The sequence below is a fragment of the Corynebacterium sp. HMSC06C06 genome (assembly GCF_001807295.1).
Taxonomy (GTDB): domain Bacteria; phylum Actinomycetota; class Actinomycetes; order Mycobacteriales; family Mycobacteriaceae; genus Corynebacterium; species Corynebacterium striatum.
Genome location: NZ_KV788481.1, coordinates 96,929 through 114,826, shown reverse-complemented (window position 1 = coordinate 114,826; position 17,898 = coordinate 96,929). Strand labels below are relative to the sequence as shown.

17 protein-coding genes are annotated in these 17,898 nt (G+C 64.8%); 12 read left to right on the top strand and 5 right to left on the bottom strand.

All coding sequences use genetic code 11. The features are described 5' to 3' along the window. The first annotated feature begins 21 nt into the window (after nucleotides 1-21). Entirely contained in the window at nucleotides 22-4,899 is a 4,878-nt protein-coding gene (locus HMPREF3153_RS03580; protein WP_070420027.1) for an Lhr family ATP-dependent helicase, read from the top strand. A gap of 129 nt (nucleotides 4,900-5,028) precedes the next feature. Here the strand turns inward: HMPREF3153_RS03580 and HMPREF3153_RS03575 are convergent, their stop codons facing one another. Beyond that, complete coding sequence (locus HMPREF3153_RS03575) at nucleotides 5,029-5,370, bottom strand: winged helix-turn-helix transcriptional regulator (protein ID WP_070420026.1); 342 nt, start codon at nucleotides 5,368-5,370, stop codon at nucleotides 5,029-5,031. A gap of 82 nt (nucleotides 5,371-5,452) precedes the next feature. Between HMPREF3153_RS03575 and HMPREF3153_RS03570 the strand changes: the two genes are divergently transcribed. The 3 genes from HMPREF3153_RS03570 (at nucleotide 5,453) to HMPREF3153_RS03560 (ending at nucleotide 8,007) form a co-directional block, all read left to right on the top strand. Further along, entirely contained in the window at nucleotides 5,453-5,722 is a 270-nt protein-coding gene (locus HMPREF3153_RS03570) for an NAD(P)-dependent oxidoreductase (protein WP_070420025.1), read from the top strand. A 158-nt stretch (nucleotides 5,723-5,880) separates the two neighbouring features. Beyond that, nucleotides 5,881-7,140, top strand: a complete 1,260-nt coding sequence (locus tag HMPREF3153_RS03565) for an alpha-hydroxy acid oxidase (protein WP_070420024.1) — start codon at nucleotides 5,881-5,883, stop codon at nucleotides 7,138-7,140. A 219-nt stretch (nucleotides 7,141-7,359) separates the two neighbouring features. Continuing rightward, nucleotides 7,360-8,007 carry a hypothetical protein gene (locus HMPREF3153_RS03560; protein ID WP_070420023.1) on the top strand — a complete coding sequence of 216 codons (648 nt, stop codon included), beginning with the start codon at nucleotides 7,360-7,362 and terminating at the stop codon, nucleotides 8,005-8,007. A 201-nt stretch (nucleotides 8,008-8,208) separates the two neighbouring features. Here the strand turns inward: HMPREF3153_RS03560 and HMPREF3153_RS03555 are convergent, their stop codons facing one another. Continuing rightward, nucleotides 8,209-8,559: a hypothetical protein gene (locus HMPREF3153_RS03555; RefSeq protein WP_141740911.1), complete on the bottom strand. Its 351-nt coding sequence runs from the start codon at nucleotides 8,557-8,559 to the stop codon at nucleotides 8,209-8,211. A 177-nt stretch (nucleotides 8,560-8,736) separates the two neighbouring features. Here HMPREF3153_RS03555 and HMPREF3153_RS03550 point away from each other — a divergent pair, with 177 nt between their 5' ends. The 6 genes from HMPREF3153_RS03550 to HMPREF3153_RS03525 all read left to right on the top strand — a co-directional run bounded on the left by HMPREF3153_RS03550 (nucleotide 8,737) and on the right by HMPREF3153_RS03525 (nucleotide 15,133). Next, nucleotides 8,737-9,582 carry a DNA-formamidopyrimidine glycosylase family protein gene (locus HMPREF3153_RS03550; protein ID WP_005530228.1) on the top strand — a complete coding sequence of 282 codons (846 nt, stop codon included), beginning with the start codon at nucleotides 8,737-8,739 and terminating at the stop codon, nucleotides 9,580-9,582. A gap of 104 nt (nucleotides 9,583-9,686) precedes the next feature. Further along, nucleotides 9,687-10,406 (top strand): NUDIX hydrolase, encoded by a 720-nt coding sequence (locus HMPREF3153_RS03545; protein ID WP_070420021.1) that lies wholly within the window; start codon nucleotides 9,687-9,689, stop codon nucleotides 10,404-10,406. A gap of 13 nt (nucleotides 10,407-10,419) precedes the next feature. After that, nucleotides 10,420-11,649 carry a quinolinate synthase NadA gene (nadA, locus tag HMPREF3153_RS03540; RefSeq protein WP_070420020.1) on the top strand — a complete coding sequence of 410 codons (1,230 nt, stop codon included), beginning with the start codon at nucleotides 10,420-10,422 and terminating at the stop codon, nucleotides 11,647-11,649. Next, entirely contained in the window at nucleotides 11,650-13,179 is a 1,530-nt protein-coding gene (locus tag HMPREF3153_RS03535; protein ID WP_070420019.1) for an L-aspartate oxidase, read from the top strand. Beyond that, complete coding sequence (gene nadC / locus HMPREF3153_RS03530) at nucleotides 13,173-14,015, top strand: carboxylating nicotinate-nucleotide diphosphorylase (RefSeq protein WP_070420018.1); 843 nt, start codon at nucleotides 13,173-13,175, stop codon at nucleotides 14,013-14,015. The genes HMPREF3153_RS03535 and nadC overlap by 7 nt, the downstream gene beginning before the upstream one ends. Beyond that, nucleotides 14,015-15,133, top strand: a complete 1,119-nt coding sequence (locus HMPREF3153_RS03525; RefSeq protein WP_049147530.1) for a cysteine desulfurase family protein — start codon at nucleotides 14,015-14,017, stop codon at nucleotides 15,131-15,133. The genes nadC and HMPREF3153_RS03525 overlap by 1 nt, the downstream gene beginning before the upstream one ends. A gap of 67 nt (nucleotides 15,134-15,200) precedes the next feature. On the opposite strand, the gene HMPREF3153_RS12605 is transcribed toward HMPREF3153_RS03525, so the two are convergent. Further along, nucleotides 15,201-16,187 (bottom strand): MFS transporter, encoded by a 987-nt coding sequence (locus tag HMPREF3153_RS12605; RefSeq protein ID WP_141740910.1) that lies wholly within the window; start codon nucleotides 16,185-16,187, stop codon nucleotides 15,201-15,203. Nucleotides 16,188-16,190: 3 nt separating this feature from the next. After that, entirely contained in the window at nucleotides 16,191-16,340 is a 150-nt protein-coding gene (locus tag HMPREF3153_RS12600) for an MFS transporter (protein WP_141740909.1), read from the bottom strand. A gap of 92 nt (nucleotides 16,341-16,432) precedes the next feature. Between HMPREF3153_RS12600 and HMPREF3153_RS03515 the strand changes: the two genes are divergently transcribed. Beyond that, nucleotides 16,433-16,846 carry a YccF domain-containing protein gene (locus tag HMPREF3153_RS03515; protein WP_005530214.1) on the top strand — a complete coding sequence of 138 codons (414 nt, stop codon included), beginning with the start codon at nucleotides 16,433-16,435 and terminating at the stop codon, nucleotides 16,844-16,846. 140 nt (nucleotides 16,847-16,986) lie between these two features. Next, the gene (locus HMPREF3153_RS03510; protein ID WP_070420017.1) at nucleotides 16,987-17,346 is read left to right on the top strand and encodes a hypothetical protein; all 360 of its coding nucleotides are present in this window, start codon (nucleotides 16,987-16,989) and stop codon (nucleotides 17,344-17,346) included. 50 nt (nucleotides 17,347-17,396) lie between these two features. Here HMPREF3153_RS03510 and HMPREF3153_RS03505 read toward each other — a convergent pair whose 3' ends face one another. Beyond that, on the bottom strand, nucleotides 17,397-17,663 hold the full coding sequence (locus tag HMPREF3153_RS03505) for a type II toxin-antitoxin system RelE family toxin (RefSeq protein WP_053085481.1): 267 nt from the start codon (nucleotides 17,661-17,663) through the stop codon (nucleotides 17,397-17,399). Nucleotides 17,664-17,898 lie beyond the last annotated feature (235 nt).

Below are 17,898 nucleotides of genomic sequence, written 5' to 3'. Positions count from 1 at the left end.
CCGCGCGCGTTAAAGTAGGGCATGTCAAAAAATATTCTTGGCCGTTTCCGCCCGCAAGTAGGGCAGTGGTTTGAGGATGTTTTCGCAGCGCCCACGCCTGTTCAGGAACAAGCCTGGGACAAGATTTCCCAAGGCGCGCACGCGCTCGTGGTAGCCCCGACTGGTTCTGGTAAAACCTTGGCGGCCTTTCTGTGGGCACTAAATTCCTTGGTGGAAAAGGAAGGGCAAACCGCCTTGCCCGTGGGCCCGGCAGTACGGGGCGGGGCGCAGGGCGTGAAGGTGCTGTATATCTCCCCGCTAAAGGCGCTCGGCGTGGACGTGGAGAACAACCTGCGCGCGCCGCTCAATGGCATCGCGCGCACGGCAGAGCGCTTGGGGCTCGACGTGCCGGACATCACCGTGGGCGTGCGCTCCGGGGATACGCCTTCGGCCGAACGCGCACGGCAGATCCGAAAACCCCCGGACATCCTCATCACCACGCCGGAATCGGCCTACCTCATGCTCACCTCTAAGGCGGCGGGCATCCTGGCCAGCGTGGATACGGTCATCATCGACGAGATCCATGCGCTTGCCGGAACCAAGCGCGGCGTCCACTTGGCGTTGACTCTGGAACGTCTGGCCGCGGTGGCTGGCGAGTTCCAGCGCATCGGACTTTCGGCTACGGTGCGTCCGCTTTCGGCGGTCTCTAACTTCTTGGGTGGGGATCGCCCCGTGGACATTGTGGCCCCACCAGCGCTAAAGCGCTGGCAACTCGATGTCCATGTGCCCGTGGAGGACATGTCTGACCTACCGACGCCGGAGCAAGGCTCCACCATTGGGGAGATGACCGTTGACGATCCGCTGGGTATCACCGGCACTTTCGACGGGGCTCGCCTGCAGGCTTCGGACTCCGCCTTGCCCACGGCCAAGTCCATCTGGCCCTTCATCGAGGAGGACCTCTACTCCGAAATCATGGAGCATCGCTCGACCCTCATCTTTGTGAACTCGCGGCGCACTGCCGAGCGTCTTACCTCCCGGCTCAACGAGCTCTACGCGCAGGAGCACGATCCGGAAAGCTTGTCGCCGGCCACGCGCCGGGACCCGGCGCAGCTGATGAAGCAGGTCGACGTCGCCGGCACAGCGCCTGCCGTTATCGCCCGTGCACACCATGGATCGGTGTCCAAGGACGAGCGCCTGCTTACGGAGACGATGCTCAAGGAAGGCTCCCTGCGTGCTGTGGTGGCCACGAGCTCGTTGGAGCTCGGTATCGACATGGGCGCGGTGGAGCTGGTGGTGCAAGTAGAATCACCTCCTTCAGTGGCTTCTGGCCTGCAGCGCGTGGGCCGCGCCGGGCACTCCGTCGGTGCGGTTTCGCAGGGCTCCTTCTATCCCAAGCACCGGGCGGACCTGGTCCAATCGACGCTGACGGTCTCCCGCATGCGCGAAGGCCTCATTGAGGAGATGCATTCGCCGCGTAATCCTCTGGACGTTTTGGCGCAGCAGACGGTGGCGGCGGTGGCTGCTGCCGAGGTTGCGCCGGTGACTGTGCGCGGTGTGCAGCCGGGTGCTGAGGGCTTCGGGGAAGCCGACAGCGTGGGCGGCCTTGATGCTGATACCTGGTACTCCATGGTGCGCCGCGCCTGGCCTTATCGTGACCTGGCCCGGGAGGTCTTCGACTCGGTCATCGACTTGGTCTCTGGGGTTTATCCCTCGACTGACTTCTCTGAGCTCAAACCCCGCGTGGTCTATGACCGCATCACGGGGATGCTGAGCCCGCGCCCAGGCGCGCAGCGAGTGGCCGTGACCAACGGTGGAACCATCCCTGACCGCGGCATGTTCGGTGTCTTCCTGCCTGCGGGTGGGGAGAACAGCGGCCCGCGCCGCGTGGGTGAGCTCGACGAGGAAATGGTCTACGAGTCCCGCGTGGGAGACATCTTTACTCTGGGCGCCACGAGCTGGCGCATCGAGGAGATCACCCGCGACCAAGTCATCGTGACTCCCGCACCGGGGCACACCGGGCGCTTGCCCTTCTGGAATGGCGATCAAGCCGGGCGCCCGTATGAACTGGGCCAAGCACTGGGTGCGTACCGCCGCGAAGTCCACCAGGACCCGTCCGTCGTGCAGGACGCCGATGAGAACGCCGCGCGAAATATCGCGGCCTACCTCCAAGAACAATACGAGGCCACAGGCATCATCCCGGATGAAAAGACGCTGGTGCTCGAGCGATTCAAGGACGAACTAGGGGACTGGCGCGTGGTCCTGCACAGCCCGTTTGGCCGCGGCGTTAATGCCGCGTGGGCGCTGGCCGTGGGGCAGCGCGTGGCGGAGCTGACCGGCATGGACCCACAGGCGGTGGCCGGCGATGACGGCATCGTCCTGCGCCTTCCCGAAGGGGAGAAGGAGCCGGATGGCTCGTTGTTCGTCTTTGACGCAGATGAGATCACCGACATCGTGACGGAGCAGGTGGGCGGTTCCGCGCTCTTTGCTTCGCGCTTCCGCGAGTGTGCCGCGCGTGCGCTTCTGTTGCCGCGGCGCAACCCCGGCAAGCGCGCCCCCTTGTGGCAGCAGCGCCAGCGTGCGGAGCAGCTTCTCGACGTCGCCCGCAAGTATCCCTCGTTCCCCATCATCCTGGAGACAGTCCGCGAGTGTCTGCAAGACGTCTACGATCTTCCCGCGCTGACAGAGACCATGCGGGAGTTGGGACACCGACGCATCCGCATTGCTGAGGTCACTACGGAGCAGCCTTCGCCTTTTGCCTCCACGCTGCTGTTTAATTACACCGGCGCGTTTATGTACGAGGGCGATTCCCCGCTGGCAGAAAAGCGCGCGGCTGCCCTAGCCCTCGACCCAGCTTTGCTGTCAAAGCTGCTGGGAACGGTGGAGCTGCGGGAGCTACTCGACCCAGAAATCATCGCTCAGGTCCACGCACAGCTGCAGCGTACAGCCGAGGACCGCCGCGCCCGCACCACGGAGGAGGTCGCGGACCTGCTGCGGTTGCTTGGCCCCATTCCTGTTGAGGAGATGGCCGAGCACACGAATGTCCCGCTCAGCGCCATCGAATCCTTGGGTGCGCGCGTGATGCGGGTACGCATTGGCGGCCGCGAGCACTTCGCGCAGCCACTCGACGCCCCGCTGCTTCGCGACGCCCTCGGCGTCCCCGTCCCGCCCGGCGTCCCGGCGCAGCAAGACACCATCACAGATGCCCTGCAGCAGCTTGTCTCGCGTTGGGCACGCACCCGCGGCCCATTCGTGCTGCGGGATCTGCAGGATGCTTTCGGCCTGTCAGCATCGACTGCGCACACAGCGTTGCAGTCCATCGACACCATCGTAGAAGGCCGCTACCGTCAAGGCATCGAGGAAGCAGAGTATTGCGCGGCTGAGGTGCTGCGTACGATTCGCTCCCGTTCCCTGGCCGCCGCGCGCGCCGCGACGGAACCTGTCAGTGCGGCGACCTTTGGCCGCTTCTTGCCGGACTGGCAGCAGGTGGCCCCCGTGGGCAAGCGCCCAGCCCTGCGCGGTGCTGATGGAGTCTTTAGCGTGATTGAGCAGCTCGCGGGCGTGCGTTTGCCGGCCTCGGCGTGGGAGTCGCTCATCTTGCCCGCGCGAGTGGGGGACTATTCGCCGACGATGCTCGATGAGCTCACCGCAAACGGCGAGGTGCTCATCGTCGGTGCAGGTAAGGCTGGTGCGAATGACCCGTGGATCATGCTGCTGCCTGCCGACTACGCGGCGCAGCTGGCTCCGCAGCTCGAACCAGAGGAGCTGGGGCTCAGCATGCTGCAGTCTGCAACGCTGGAGGTCCTGCAGCGCGGCGGTAGCTTCCTGTTCGGTGACATTCTCTCTCAGGTGCCCGGCACCGCGGATGAGCTGCGCGAAGCGTTGTGGTCGCTGGTGGAGATGGGCCTGGTCAGCCCGGATTCCTTTGCGCCGATTCGCACGCACGTGGCCACGGCGGGCTCGCGGTCAGGGGCTACTGCACACCGCGCTAAGCGACGCCCCACCCGTTCCCGCCTGCGCATGGGCCGCACGTCTTTTGCCCAGTCGCAGCGTGCAACCTTGACCCCGCCGGACGTGGCGGGGCGTTGGGCGCTGGCAGTGCCGGCGGCATCGGAAGCAACGGCTCGCTCTTTGGCACACGGCGAGGCCTGGCTTGACCGCTACGGCGTGGTTACGCGCGGGAGCGTCGTCGCTGAAGATGTGCTGGGCGGCTTCGCGCTGGCGTATAAGGTGCTTTCCGGCTTCGAGGAGTCCGGCAAGGCCATGCGTGGCTACGTCATTGACGGCCTGGGTGCCGCGCAATTCTCGACGCCTGCTGTCATCGACCGCCTGCGCGGGCTCGCGGATTCTCCGGACGTGACCGGCTGGCCGTCGGGCACGCAGGAGCCGCAGACTCACCTGCTCGCCGCGGCGGATCCGGCGAACCCCTACGGTGCGGCGCTGCCGTGGCCGGAAACGGAAGGCTCGCCCACGCGCGCGGCGGGTGCTTTGGTGGTGCTCGTGGACGGCCTGCCCGTCGCACACCTCACGCGTGGCGGCAAGACGCTCACAACCTTCCCGGTGCCCGCAGGCATCGATGACGGCGAGGTCGTGGGCTATATCGTGGCGGCGCTCACTGAGGCCGTCGCATCTGGGCGCCTCTCGCCGCTCACCATCGAAAAGGCCAACGGGGCCTCGGTCTTCGAGACCCCGCTGGCGAATCAGCTGCGCGAGCAGGGCGCGGGGATTACGCCGAAGGGCGTGCGGATCTCCGGCAAGCTTTCGACCTCCGCGACGCCGAGCCGGCGGGGACGGTCGCTGTCCGATGCGCTGGAGTCCGTGCCGGAGCCTGAACCCGGTTCTGGAGACAGTGCTGCTGATGCGGCCCGCGAAGGCTGGCGGTCCGCGCCGGGTGGATTCCGGCCACGTGGGTACCGGCGCTAGGGATACGACTGGTGCCGCAGAACATCCTGGCTTTGGTTTTGTTGCGTTTCGGGGCTGGTTTGGCGGCGCGAAGCGCCATAAACCCAAAGCTGACTGGGCGGGGTCGGCGGCGGAGCGTGGATACCGGTGCTAGGCGATCTCCTTGGCAACCTGCTGCTGGTAGTGCTCGCCCCATTCCCTCATGGCGTCGAGGATGGGGCGCATAGACTGGCCGAGCGGAGTGAGTGAGTACTCGACGCGGGGCGGGACTTCGGCGAAGACCTCGCGGTGGACGAGGCCCGTGTCTTCCATCTCGCGCAGGTTCGACGTGAGAACCTTCTGGCTAATGCCGGTCACGGAGCGGCGCAGCTCGTTAAAACGCATGGTGCCGTCAAGCAGATCGCGCAGGATCATGGCGCGCCAGCGATTGGACAGAAGCGTGAGTGTCGTCTCGACGGGGCAGGCGGGCAAAGAAGTAATCGGCTGTTTCATGGCTGTGACCTCGATGGTTACTTTTTGGTTCCTACTTCCGTAAAGCTACCGCATGTGCGTAAGGCTGGCTTCGACGTTAAAGTTGAACCTGCTGAAGGAGAACTCCCAACAGTCGGAGCAACTCTACTACCTGCGTACGCGCGGTGACTTCAACTGGATCTTCGCGTCCCCAGCCGTCGAGTTCGACGCCGAGGGCGAGCGCACCGGCGCGTTCGAGAGCATTGAGTTCGACGCGTTTACGGTCGACGCTAAAGGCAACGATGAGATTTCCTACTCTGACTACGCCGTGGGCATGGTCGCGCTCATCGAGGCTGGCTCCAACAACCACAAGCGCGTGGATATCCGCCACTAGGCTTCCTCGCATGCGCCCCAGTGTCACTTCGGTGGCGTTGGGGTTTCGTGCTGTCTGGGGGAGGGCCCCAGTTTGGCGCAATTTCTGTAGAAGAGTAGGAATGAAAAGTAGGACCGTTTTCTGCGGCCGCACTACGAACCACGAAGAGGAGAACCGTCATGCGTCTCAAGCGTCAACTGCCCCAAGTCTCAGAACTGAAGAACCTCATGCGCTTTGAGAGGCCGACCCTCGAACGTCGCGCTGCGCGCCTTGCGGAGGCCGCCGACGTGTGGGATCTCCGGAAGATTGCCAAGCGTCGCATTCCGAAGGCCGCCTTCGACTACGTGGACGGCGCCGCGCGCGACGAGGTGACCTATGACGAATCGCGTGAGACCTTCCGCTCCATTCGCCTGCTGCCCCATGTGCTCACGGGTGCGACCGAGCTCGACCTGTCCGTCGACATTGCGGGTGGGCGTTCCGCGCTGCCGTTCGGTATTGCGCCGACGGGGTTTACGCGCTTTATGCATGCTGAGGGTGAGGATGCGGGGGCATCGGCAGCAACGGCGGCAGGTATTCCGTTCACGCTGTCGACAATGGGTACGCGCTCCGTGGAGGAGGTCGAGCGGGCCTCCGGACGCGGGCGCCGCTGGTTCCAGCTCTATCTGTGGAAGGACCGCGCGGCCAGCGCGGAGTTGCTGCGTCGCGCGGCGGCGAGTGGCTACGACACGCTCGTCGTCACTGTCGATACCCCGGTCGCGGGCCAGCGCCTGCGCGATACGCGCAACGGCATGCGCATCCCGCCGCGGCTCACCGCTGGCACCGTTCTTGACGCCGCGTGGCGTCCGGAGTGGTGGTTCAACTTCCTCACGACGGACCCGGTCACCTTCGCGTCGCTGACCTCGACGACGGGTACTTTGGGCGAACTCGTCAACACGATGTTCGACCCGGGTCTCAACTTCGATGACCTCGAGTGGATTCGCGAGCAGTGGGACGGAAAGATGCTCGTCAAGGGCATCGTCAATCCTGCTGACGCCCGCACGGTGATCGAGCTCGGCGCCGATGGCGTGGTGGTCTCCTCGCACGGCGGCCGCCAGCTCGACCGCGTGGTCAATACGCTGCGCGCTCTCGAAGCCATCCGCGCGGAGCTCGGCCCCGACGCCGAGATCGTCTACGACTCCGGCATTATGTCCGGCACCGATATCGCGATTGCCCTGGCACTCGGCGCGAACTTCGTGCTCATCGGCCGCGCCTACCTCTACGGTCTCATGGCCGGCGGCCGCGAGGGCGTCGACCGCACCATCGAGCTGCTCACCTCTGAACTGGAGACTGCCTGCACGCTGCTTGGCGTGTCCTCGGTGCGTGACCTCAAGCGCGAGCATGTCATCACGCCGTGGGAGCGTGGGGCGTCGGTGCCGGGAGTCACACCGCAACGCTCCTAGGCGCAGTGCGGCGCGTTATGTGCAGCCAGTCTCCTGCACAATTATGGAAAATATGTCTCGACGCTTCGAGACCTACATGGGTTAAGGTGGGCATGTCAATGTACATGACTCACTTTTGACTCGGGGGTACACATTGTGGACGTTTCTACGTTCCCAGTGACTCTAAGAACAGCGCAACTATTGTTCGATAGCATTCCGGCAGTACGCACGCGTAGGTATATGGACATTGTTGATCGTGGCGACATGAGGCTGGCGGCTCGTTTGTATCTATGGAACTCGTACCTAGCTGCCACGGTTCAACGCACGACCGGAATAGTTGAGGTGCTTCTGCGGAATGTCATTGATACTTCATTCGCGCAATGGAATTCTGGCGAGCCTCGCTGTGGTTCCTCGGAGTGGATTGAATATCCCGAGGCGGAATTGGCGAAAATCGTGCTGGGGAGACGGAACCGGAGCAGAGGACTTGCTAGTTATTCGGATGTGTCGTCTGTGCGGGGTATCCCTACCCATGATGATTTAGTCGCGGGACTTTCTTTTGGTTCGTGGGTGCGGTTGCTGCCAAATAAGGCAGCTGCCAGCAATCCTGAAAATCCACGCCACGTTCTTTGGGAGGAAGCGATTGCACCTCACCTATACCAAGATGATTGGGTGGTTTTTACCAAAAGGTGCGCTGGGATCCTTAGGTGGAGGAATCGGGCCTCCCATCATCGGCCATTGATTTTTGATCTTAAGGCCATCGCCAATGTGCATCAGGCGTGCATCGAGACCGCAAGAATGATGAATCCGGGAATGGGGGCGTGGATTAAGAGCGAACGATGGATCCTTCTTGCATTGGAAAAGGATCCACGGTTAGGGAGAGAAAAATAAAGGGCGGGCCGTCGCATCAAGTGCGGGGCCCGTTGCCTATTTGCCGCTGAGCGGCTTCGTAAGAACGATACTAACGATGTTGTTTATAAAATTCAATCACCCGACGAGACTCATTAAAATTCCCACTACGACGCACGGATTCTGCTCCGTTGCGATTATCCACAACGCGCCAGGGATGTTGGAGTGTTCTGCGATTTCGAGTTAGCTTGCAAGCCCGTTGTGGGCGAGCGCCGTAATCCAGATGTGCGCCGCAGCAAAGAGCAGGCCCGCGGCGGTGAGTAGGCGGTGACGCAGCGCCGCGCTGCAACTGATGAACATGACAGCGGGGAGCAGTGCGAGTTCCAGGCCGGTGACGAAGGTCGGCGTGTGCAGGTACGGAACCCACGTTGCGCAATAGACTGTGAGAGCGGCGGCGCTCAGACCGAAATAGGTCCAGCGTGCGCCGCGCGTGCGGAGCTCAACTCTGCCCACGCCGAGCGGGAGAACCACGAGGATTATGCACGCACAGCGGGCGATATTCTCAGCCACCGTGAGCGCGACGGGGACGTCCACCGGCGGTTGCGCGTCGCCGTTGCCGCCGGCGAACACCCGATGATATTCGGCACGAGCAACATCACGAGTCGGCCGGCGCCGTAGGCGTTGAGCCAGTTGAATGTCATGATGACTCCTTACGGTTTCAGTGTGGGGCTGGCGTAGAATCGCCAGTCGTTAAAGAAGGAGTGGTGCTGCATGCCTGAGGGTGATTCCGTCCTGCAGTTGGCCGAACGCATGCAGTTCATGGTGGGCCGCGAGGTGACTAAGACCTCGGTGCGGGTACCGCGCTATGCGCTCGCACGCTTTGACGGGATGGAGTGCGTGGCTGTGTGGCCCTATGGCAAGCATCTCTTCATGGAATTCGCGGGCGACGAGGACGAGCCGCTCATCCTGCATACGCACCTGAAGATGGAAGGCCAGTGGCACATCCATTACGCCGGGGACAGGTGGCGCGCGCCGGGGCATACCGCACGCGTGGTGTTGCAGCTTGCTAATGAACCGCGCGATATCGAGATCGTCGGTCATACTCTCGGGTTCGTGGAGGTCTATCCGGAGTCGGATTACCTAGGGCGCATCGAGCATCTGGGCCCAGACATCCTCGACCCGGACTGGGAGATAAATGGCGGGCGCGAGGAGGCGATTTGGCGCATCGAAGCGCGCCCGGAACGCGCCATCGGTGCGGCGCTGCTCGATCAGAAGAATGTCGCGGGCATTGGCAACGAGTACCGTGCAGAGGCCTGCTTTATCGCGGGCATGCATCCCGCGGAGCGTGTTGGCGACGTCGACGTCGAGAAGATCGTGGACGTCTCGCGGACAATCATGTGGGCCAATCGGTTCTCGCTCATTCGCGTCACCACGGGGGTACGCCGCGCCGGGGAGACGACGTACGTTTTCGGACGCACTAACGCACGTTGTCGGCGGTGCGGAACACCCATTGAAAAAGGGGTGCTGGGCGGCGTCGATGCCGGTGGCGACGAAGGGGAGTTGGAGCGCATTATCTGGTGGTGCCCGCACTGTCAGCCGGGCCCGCGCGGCGCGTAGGCGCTAGCCCCGCCCGCAGAAAATGCTTGACATCGTGAGGGAGACCACACTACTTTTCACTTAAAGTCATAATGACCTTAACTAAAAGTGGAGGTGAGCGGCCCATGAGCGATTGGCAGAAACTCAACGTCGCGGAGCGGCGGCGGCAGTCGCCGCGCGTCGCCGTGTCCACCGTGGCCTTTGCGCTGCGGCCCCCGGCGCATGCGCTTGTCCACGCCAAAGACGAGGAGCAGGGCCTGTGGCTGCCCCTCGTGCGCCGCGTGCGTGCACCCTTTAAAGATGCGTGGGCGCTGCCCGGCGGGCCCACCGCCTGGAACCAGACGCTCACGCAGACCGCGCACGCGACCTTAGTGGCGGCCACGCGCATCGAGCCTAGCTATCTAGAGCAGCTCTACTCTTTCGGTTCGGTCGAACGCAGCGCGGATGCCGAGCGCCTTGTCACCATCGCCTATTGGGCGCAGTACAGCGCGCGCGATGCCGCAGGCGCCACCGCCGCGGCTGGGGAGGACACCAACGTCGCGTGGTTCCGCGCCGACGCCCTGCCGGATCTCGCCTTCGACCACGGGGAGATCATCGCGACGGCGCTCACAAGGCTGCGCTCGCGCACGGCGTATGCCGCCGTGGCGCACCGCTTCCTCGACCCCGAGTTCACGCTCGCGCAACTGCGCGAAGTCCACGAGATCATCCTCGGCCACCCGTTGGATCCGGCGAATTTCCGAAGACAGATGCTGGCGTCGAAGACGTTGGAAGAAACCGGCCACTCCCTGGCGGGCGTGAAGCATCGACCCGCAAAAACCTACAGGTACCGCCCCGAAGAAGACTAGAAAGAAGACCACCATGCCCAGCGTGCGCGAACTCATCAGGCTTGCTGCAAAGGACGAAGCCTGCGGCAGCGATCTTGCCCAAGACCCATGGGCGCTTAATCAGAACTCGAGCTACGGCCCGGGCGCCTCCATCGCGGACCCGTTCCCTGAACATGCGCCCCACCAGAGCGCGCTTCCGGAGCGCTACACCCAAGCCAGCCCCGAGGAACTCGACGCCATGATCACCGCGGCGAAGGAAACTTTGGGCGAACGCGTGAAGATCCTCGGTCACTTCTACCAGCGCGACGAGGTCGTGACATACGCGGACTTCGTGGGCGACTCCTTCAACCTGGCGAAAGCCGCGAAGGCGCATCCGGAAGCAGACGCCTTCGTCTTCTGTGGCGTGCACTTCATGGCGGAGACCGCAGATATCCTCTCGGGTGCGGACCAGGCTGTCATCCTGCCTAATCTCGCTGCGGGTTGTTCCATGGCGGATATGGCAACGCTCGCGCAGGTCGAGCGCGCGTGGGCTGACATCACGGCGGCCATCGAGGCACCCGTCCCGGTGACGTACATGAACTCGGCGGCGAATATCAAGGCCTTCTGCGGCCGCAACGGAGGCATCGTGTGCACCTCCTCGAACGCCACGACGGTCCTCGAGTGGGCCTTTGAGCAGGGACAGCGCGTGCTCTTCCTGCCGGATCAGCACCTGGGCCGCAATACCGCGCACGCCATGGGCATCCCGGACGAGGAGATCGTGCTGTGGAACCCGCGGAAGGGCCTCACCCCGGAGGAACTCGAGCGCGCTCGCGTCATCGTGTGGGATGGCTTCTGCTCCGTGCACAAGCGCTTTACCGTCGCTCAGATTGAGCGCGCCCGCGCCGAGTTCCCCGGCGTGCGCGTCATCGTCCACCCCGAGTGCCCGGCACCCGTTGTGCAGGCTGCCGATGCCGCCGGTTCCACCGAGCTCATTCGCCGCGAGGTCGCAGCCTCCCGGCCGGGCGACGTGCTCGCCATCGGCACGGAGATCAACCTCGTTAATCGCCTCGCCGCGCAGTACCCGGACCGCACCATCTTCTGCCTCGACCCGGTGGTCTGCCCGTGCTCGACGATGTACCGCATCCACCCGGCCTACCTCGCGTGGACGCTCGAGTCCCTCGTCGCTGGCGAGATACCCAACCGCATCATGGTCGACGACGCGGTGGCAGCCGATGCCCGCGTCGCCCTCGAACGCATGCTCGCCGCCCATCCGAAGGTGGCTTAGATGCGTCACGTTCTCGTTGCCGGCTCCGGCGTTGCAGGCATAAGCGCGGCCCTCGCCGCCCACGCTGCGGGCGCACACGTCACGCTCGCCTATCCTGGCCCCTCCATTCAGGGAAGCGCGGGCAGCACGCAGCTTGCCCAAGGCGGAATTGCAGCGGCCCTCGCCCCGGCGGATACCTGGCAGTCGCACCTCGCCGATACCTTGGCCGCGGGTGCAGGTCTCATCGACGAGCGCGCCGCCCGCGAGCTCGTGCGCCGCGGCCGGGAGCGCGTCCGCGCGCTGCTCGACGCAGGTTTCCCGGCCGACCGCCGCAGTGACGGAACACTGGACCAAGGGCTGGAAGCCGCGCACGCCTTCTCGCGCATCGTCCACGCGAGCGGTGACCGCACGGGCGCGGAGCTCCATGAGTTCCTGCGCGGCGAGGTCGCGCGGACCCCTGGGATCACTCAGCTACCGGAGCACGCGCTGCATTCGCTCGTCCTGCGCGACGGCGTCGTGACCGGCGCGGAAACGAACCGGGGCATCCTGCTTGCCGATGCCGTCGTCCTCGCCACCGGCGGATATTGCGGGGTATACCCGCGCTCGACCGGCGCGCCCGGAGCCACCGGCCAGGGCATTCTCGACGCTGCGCGGGCCGGTGCGCTCGTCGCGGACATGGAATTCGTGCAGTTCCATCCCACGGTGCTCGAAGGCACGCGCCACCTCATCTCCGAAGCCGTGCGCGGCGCCGGTGCCGTGCTTCGCGACGACGCGGGCCGGCGCTTTATGCTCGACGTGGATCCGCGCGGGGAGCTCGCGCCGCGTGACGTCGTGGCGGCTGCCATCTTTCGTGCGCAGAATGCGACGGGCGGGCATATCTGGCTCGACGCCACGGCCGTCGAGGGCAACGAGCCTGGTCGCCTCGCGGCTGAGTTTCCCGGCATCTTCTGCATGCTCGCTGCCGAAGGCTACGACTGGACGCGCGAACCCGTGCCCGTCGCGCCGGCCGCGCACTATTCAATGGGCGGCGTCGCCACGGATATCCATGGACGCACGAGCGTGCCGGGACTCTACGCCGCTGGCGAGGCCGCGAATACCGGCGTGCACGGTGCTAACCGCTTGGCCTCGAATTCGTTGCTCGAAGGCCTCGTCTTTGGCGACGCAGCAGGCCACGCGGCCGCCGCAGATCCCACCGCGGCCGCAAGCGGAGAGTGGCGCTTCGACGATTCGCGACTGCACGGTGCCGTCATGGACGTCGCCCCGGCCGCACGGGCCGGCAACGGCACGCTGGCTGACGCCCAGCACGCCATCGCGGCAGGCCTTGGCATCGAGCGCGATGGGGCGGGCATTCGCGACGCCGCCGCCACCTTGGCGACCGTGACGGATGAGGCGGCGGCGGACGTGGTGGGCATCGGAAAGCTCATCGCCGCGGGCGCACTGGAGCGCACCGAGTCGCGCGGCGCCCATCAACGCACCGATTATCCGCACACCGACCCGCGCCAGGCACACGCCCGCGCGCAGCGATTGAAAGCTGAGGTCACCGCATGCTAACTTCCGAGACCATCCGTACTGCGGTCGCCGCGGCCCTGCGCGAGGATGCGCCGTGGGGCGATATCACGGCCGAGGCCGCGATCCCGGCGGAGGCAACGCTGCGCGTGGCCGTCGTCGCGCGTGAGCCCGGCGTCTTCGCCGGCGGAGCCGTCATCGAAGAAGCCTTCCGCCAGGTGAGCGTCGCCGTGGCGGAGCTCGCGCCCGAGGGCACGCGCTTTGCCGCGGGCGAGCGCCTGGCCGTGGTGGAGGGCCCGGCGCGGGCAATTCTCACGGCGGAGCGCACGGCGCTCAACTTCGCACAACGCATGAGCGCTATTGCGACCCTCACCGCGCGCTTCGTGGAGCTCGCGGGGCCTGCACGCATTGCGGATACCCGCAAGACGACGCCGGGCCTGCGCGCATTCGAAAAGCACGCGGTGCGCGTGGGCGGCGGGACGAACCACCGCTTCGGGCTCTCGGACGCGGTGATGGTGAAGGATAACCATCTGGCGGCGCTCGGCGTGGCGCAGGCCCCGGCCCCGGCACTCACGGCGGCGCTGCGCGGACTGCGCGAGCGAGTGGGGCATACAACGTCGATCATCGTGGAGGTCGACCGACTGGACCAGGTCGAGGCCGTTGTGAACGCGGGCGTCGACACGATCTTGCTTGATAACTTCTCGCTCGAGGATCTACGGGCGGCGGTGGAGCTCATCGCAGGCCGTGTGACCGTGGAGGCGAGCGGTAACGTCAATCTCGAGACGGTCGCAGAGATCGCGGCGACGGGCGTGGACGTCATCTCCGTCGGCGCAATCACTCACAGTGCGGGCGTGCTCGACTTGGGGCTCGACGAGCTGTGATGTACCTCGATGCCGCAGCGACGGCGCCGCTGCGCCCCGAGGCGCGTGCCGCGATGGAGCGCGTGTGGGACGCAGGGCAGGCGAATGCCTCGAGCCTGCATGCCGCGGGCGCGGCGGCGCGCCGGGAACTCGAGTATGCGCGGGAGACGGTCGCCGCAACTTTCGGCGTGGCTCCGGAAGGCGTGGTCTTTACCTCGGGCGGGACTGAATCGAATAACTTAGGCGTCCTCGGTCTGGCGCTGGCGCACCCACGCGGGCGCCGGATTGTGACGACGCGCATTGAGCATTCCGCAGTGGCGCAGTCGGTCGCCTACCTGGAGCGCATGCATGGCTTCGCGGTCGACTACGCGGACGTCGACGCGACGGGACGCGTGGAGATGGGGGAGCTGGCGCCGGAGACGACGCTTGTTGCGATGGGCGCGGCGAACTCGGATATCGGAACCGTGCAGGACGTCGCTGCGGTGGTGGAGCGCGCTCATGCGGTGGGGGCGCTGGTCCACCTCGATGCGGTTCAAGCCGCGGTCGCGTTGCCCTTGAGCCTTGCGGCAGACGGGTGGCCGGGACCGGGGCCGGATGCGGTGGCGCTGGCCTCCCATAAATTTGGCGGCCCGCAGGGCGTGGGCGCGCTGCTTCTGCAGCGGGCGGTGGAGCTTGAGCCGTTGCTCCACGGCGGCGCTCAGGAAGGCGGGCGGCGCGCCGGGACGGAGAATGTCGCAGGCATTGCAGGATTTGCGGCGGCCGTGGCAGCGCAGCGGCGTGACGTCGCACAGCGCGCGGTGGTGCTCATGAACAGCCGGGATGCGCTCATCGCTGCGGTGCTGGAGCGGGTGCCGAGTGCGCGGCTCACGGGGCACCCGGAGGAACGTCTGCCTGGACATGCCTCGTTTGTCGTCGACGGCGTCTCCGGCGACGCGCTGCTGGTGGCGCTGGACGCGGCGGGAGTGGCGGCATCGGCAGGCTCAGCGTGCGGGCGGGGGACCTCGCCGGTGCTGACGGCCTTGGGCCTAAACGGGGAGGAAGCCCTGCGCTTTAGCTTGTCGCGGCCGCTGGAGGAGCGGGACATTGCGCTCATTACCGGGGTGATGGCGCGCGAGGTCGCGCGTTATGCGGGGAGTTGATCCTCGACGTAGGTCTGGCGGGATGCGAAGTAGCCGGCGACGAGGGTAACGAGGCCGATGGCGGCCATCACCGTGAGGGGAATGAAGAAGGAGTCGGTCGCCTCGTGCGCGGCGCCGGTGAGCAGGGGACCGAGCGAGGCAAAGGTGTAGCCCACACCTTGGCCGAAAGAGGTGAGTGCGGTGGCACCCTCGAGGGTGCGTGCCCTGATATTGACGAGCACCATGCCCATGGGGAAGATGACTGTACCGACGGCGGCGAGCGTGACCCAGAGCCACGGCGCTGCGAGCGGGGCGAAAGCAAGGCCCAACAGCGCGGCAGAAAAGAAGACCGCGGACATGATGACGACGGGGAAGACGTTGGCCAAACGACCTGCCAGCCACGGCCGACGATCGTGACAGGAATGCCCAGTGCGCTGAAGATGGCGAGCATATTCGCCCCATACTGCGCGGTTTGGCCCGCGTCGGTGAAGATCTGCGGGATGAACGTCATCATCGTGTAGGCCACGAGCGAATTGGAGCCGAACATGAAGGCCAAGCCGACGCCGATGGTGGTGCGCCACACCGGCAGATGGAAGTTGGGCTCGGGCGCGGTGTTGATGGGGTTCGGGCCGCGGCGGATGAGCAGAGACATCCAACTCACTGCCGCGATGGCGGCGAGCACACCCCAGGAGCCAAGCGAAATCTGCCAGCCGGGCAGGCCCATGTTCTCCGCCCAGTCCATCATGGGCACGGCGCCAATGGGTGCTGCGGCGAGCATGATCTGACTCGACATCATGAAGGTGAGCGACATGCTGGGCACGTGACGCGGGAAGTATTCGCGCACGACAAGCGGCATGGTCGCGTTGAGGATGCCGATGGCAAACAGCGCGATGAGTGAGCCGACGAGCAATAGCCACTCGTTGGGATAGACGACGCGCAGCAGCTGGCCCACGGCGGTAAGTCCGAGCGCGAGGAGCATCATCTCGCTGAGCGTGAAGCGTTCCTTGATACGGGGGAGCACGAATGCCGAGACCGCGAACATCGCCGTGGGCACCGTGCCGATGATGCCAACCATGGTTCAGCTCATGCCGGTGGAGGCTTGGATCTCCGGAATGAGTGGGGAGATCGCCGTGATGACGGAGCGCAAATTCACCGCGGCCAGGATGATAGCGATAAGTGCAGTGATGCGCGGATAGCGGATGTTCTTGGGCGGGGTCGGTGTGCTCATGACGGTGCTTAATCTTAGGCGCTGGTGACGCTGGCGCCGATCCGAGCGTTCCGCCCCGCGCCCCGCAGGTCTGTGCGGCTAGGCTGGGGCTCATGAAGACGATTCTCAACGTGATGTGGTTTATCTCCGGCGGCTTCTTCCTCGCCTTGGGCTACTTCCTGGCAGGTATCCTCGCCTGCATCTTCGTGGTCACCATCCCCATGGGCGTGGCCTCGTTCCGCATGGCACGCTTTGCCCTGTGGCCCTTTGGCAAAACCGTCGTGCAGCCTGCCCGAGGCACCGGCGGCATGTCGGCCGTCTCCAACGTGTTGTGGTTTATCGTTGCAGGTCTCTGGCTGGCCATCGGCCACGTCGCCACCGCGCTCGCGCAGACCGTGACCATCGTGGGTATCCCGGTGGCCCTGGCTAACCTCAAGATGATCCCGGTGACCTGCTTCCCGTTCGGCCGCAAGATCGTGGACTCGGATGTCATCCCGCACGGCTGGGAGCCCATGATCAAGCTCTAAGAGTTTTCTCCAGAAACCGGTTATCGGCAGCGGACATGGGATAGGCTGACGATAACCTAGTTCTCATTTTTTACAAGGAGTTCGTCACGCCTGGTTTTAGCCTGGATAAACTGCAACAGCTCGCCGGCCCTGCCGCCGCGGTGGTCGCGCTCATCATCACGCTGATTGCCTCCCTCGTGCCGGGACTCGGGTCAAGCGCCCCGACCGAGACGAAGGGCACCGTCATCTTCACCGTCGTGGACCGCGTCGGCCTTCCCATGCGGTGTTCCTACACGAGCACGTGGCCGGAGATCCAGACCAAGGAACTCAAATTCACCGCGGAGAATGGCACCGTGGGCTTCGACGCCCCAGCCGGCACCACCGTGGACGTGACCTTCGACTGCCCGGCTGGCATGGCCACCGCCAGCGCGACCGCACCGGAGACCGGCGTCGCACAGAAGAAGGTCACTGTGGACGGCTTTGCGTTGAGCTCGAAGAATGAGGGATCGAGCGCAGCGTAAACGCAGACCACACTGGAAATATAGGGACGCCACGGTTGATGTGGGCGTCCCTATTTCTTATAGACACCTCCGCGCGCACCGAGGGTAAAAATCTTGATGACGAGTAGTCCTTGGTCAACGGTGTACCCCACGTGGTACCTTCCCACGCGGATGCGATAGCCCTCTCGCCCTTGGAGTTTCTCGTAGCCCGTGGGGAATGGATCGGTCTCGAGAGCATCGATGGCACCCTGCATGGCGGAGTACGCAGCGGGATCATGGCGACGAATTATGCGCCACTGTCGTTCGGCGAGCGTCCTAAAGGTTATCTCGAAGACCACAGAATGAAGAACAATCAGAAATGGTACACACAGTATTTTTGTAAACTCTGTACCTACTGGCACTACTTTGGCTGGCGATATGACGCCACGTGAACGCGAAAGCTCCATTTCGCTGCGTCACCGACGCGAAGAATTGGGCGTTACTATTGATGAAAGTCGCTGTACCGGGAAGCGGACGATCGTTACCCGCACTGGGAAACGCGTTGCGGCAACCGTTCCCGTCAGTGATCTAGAA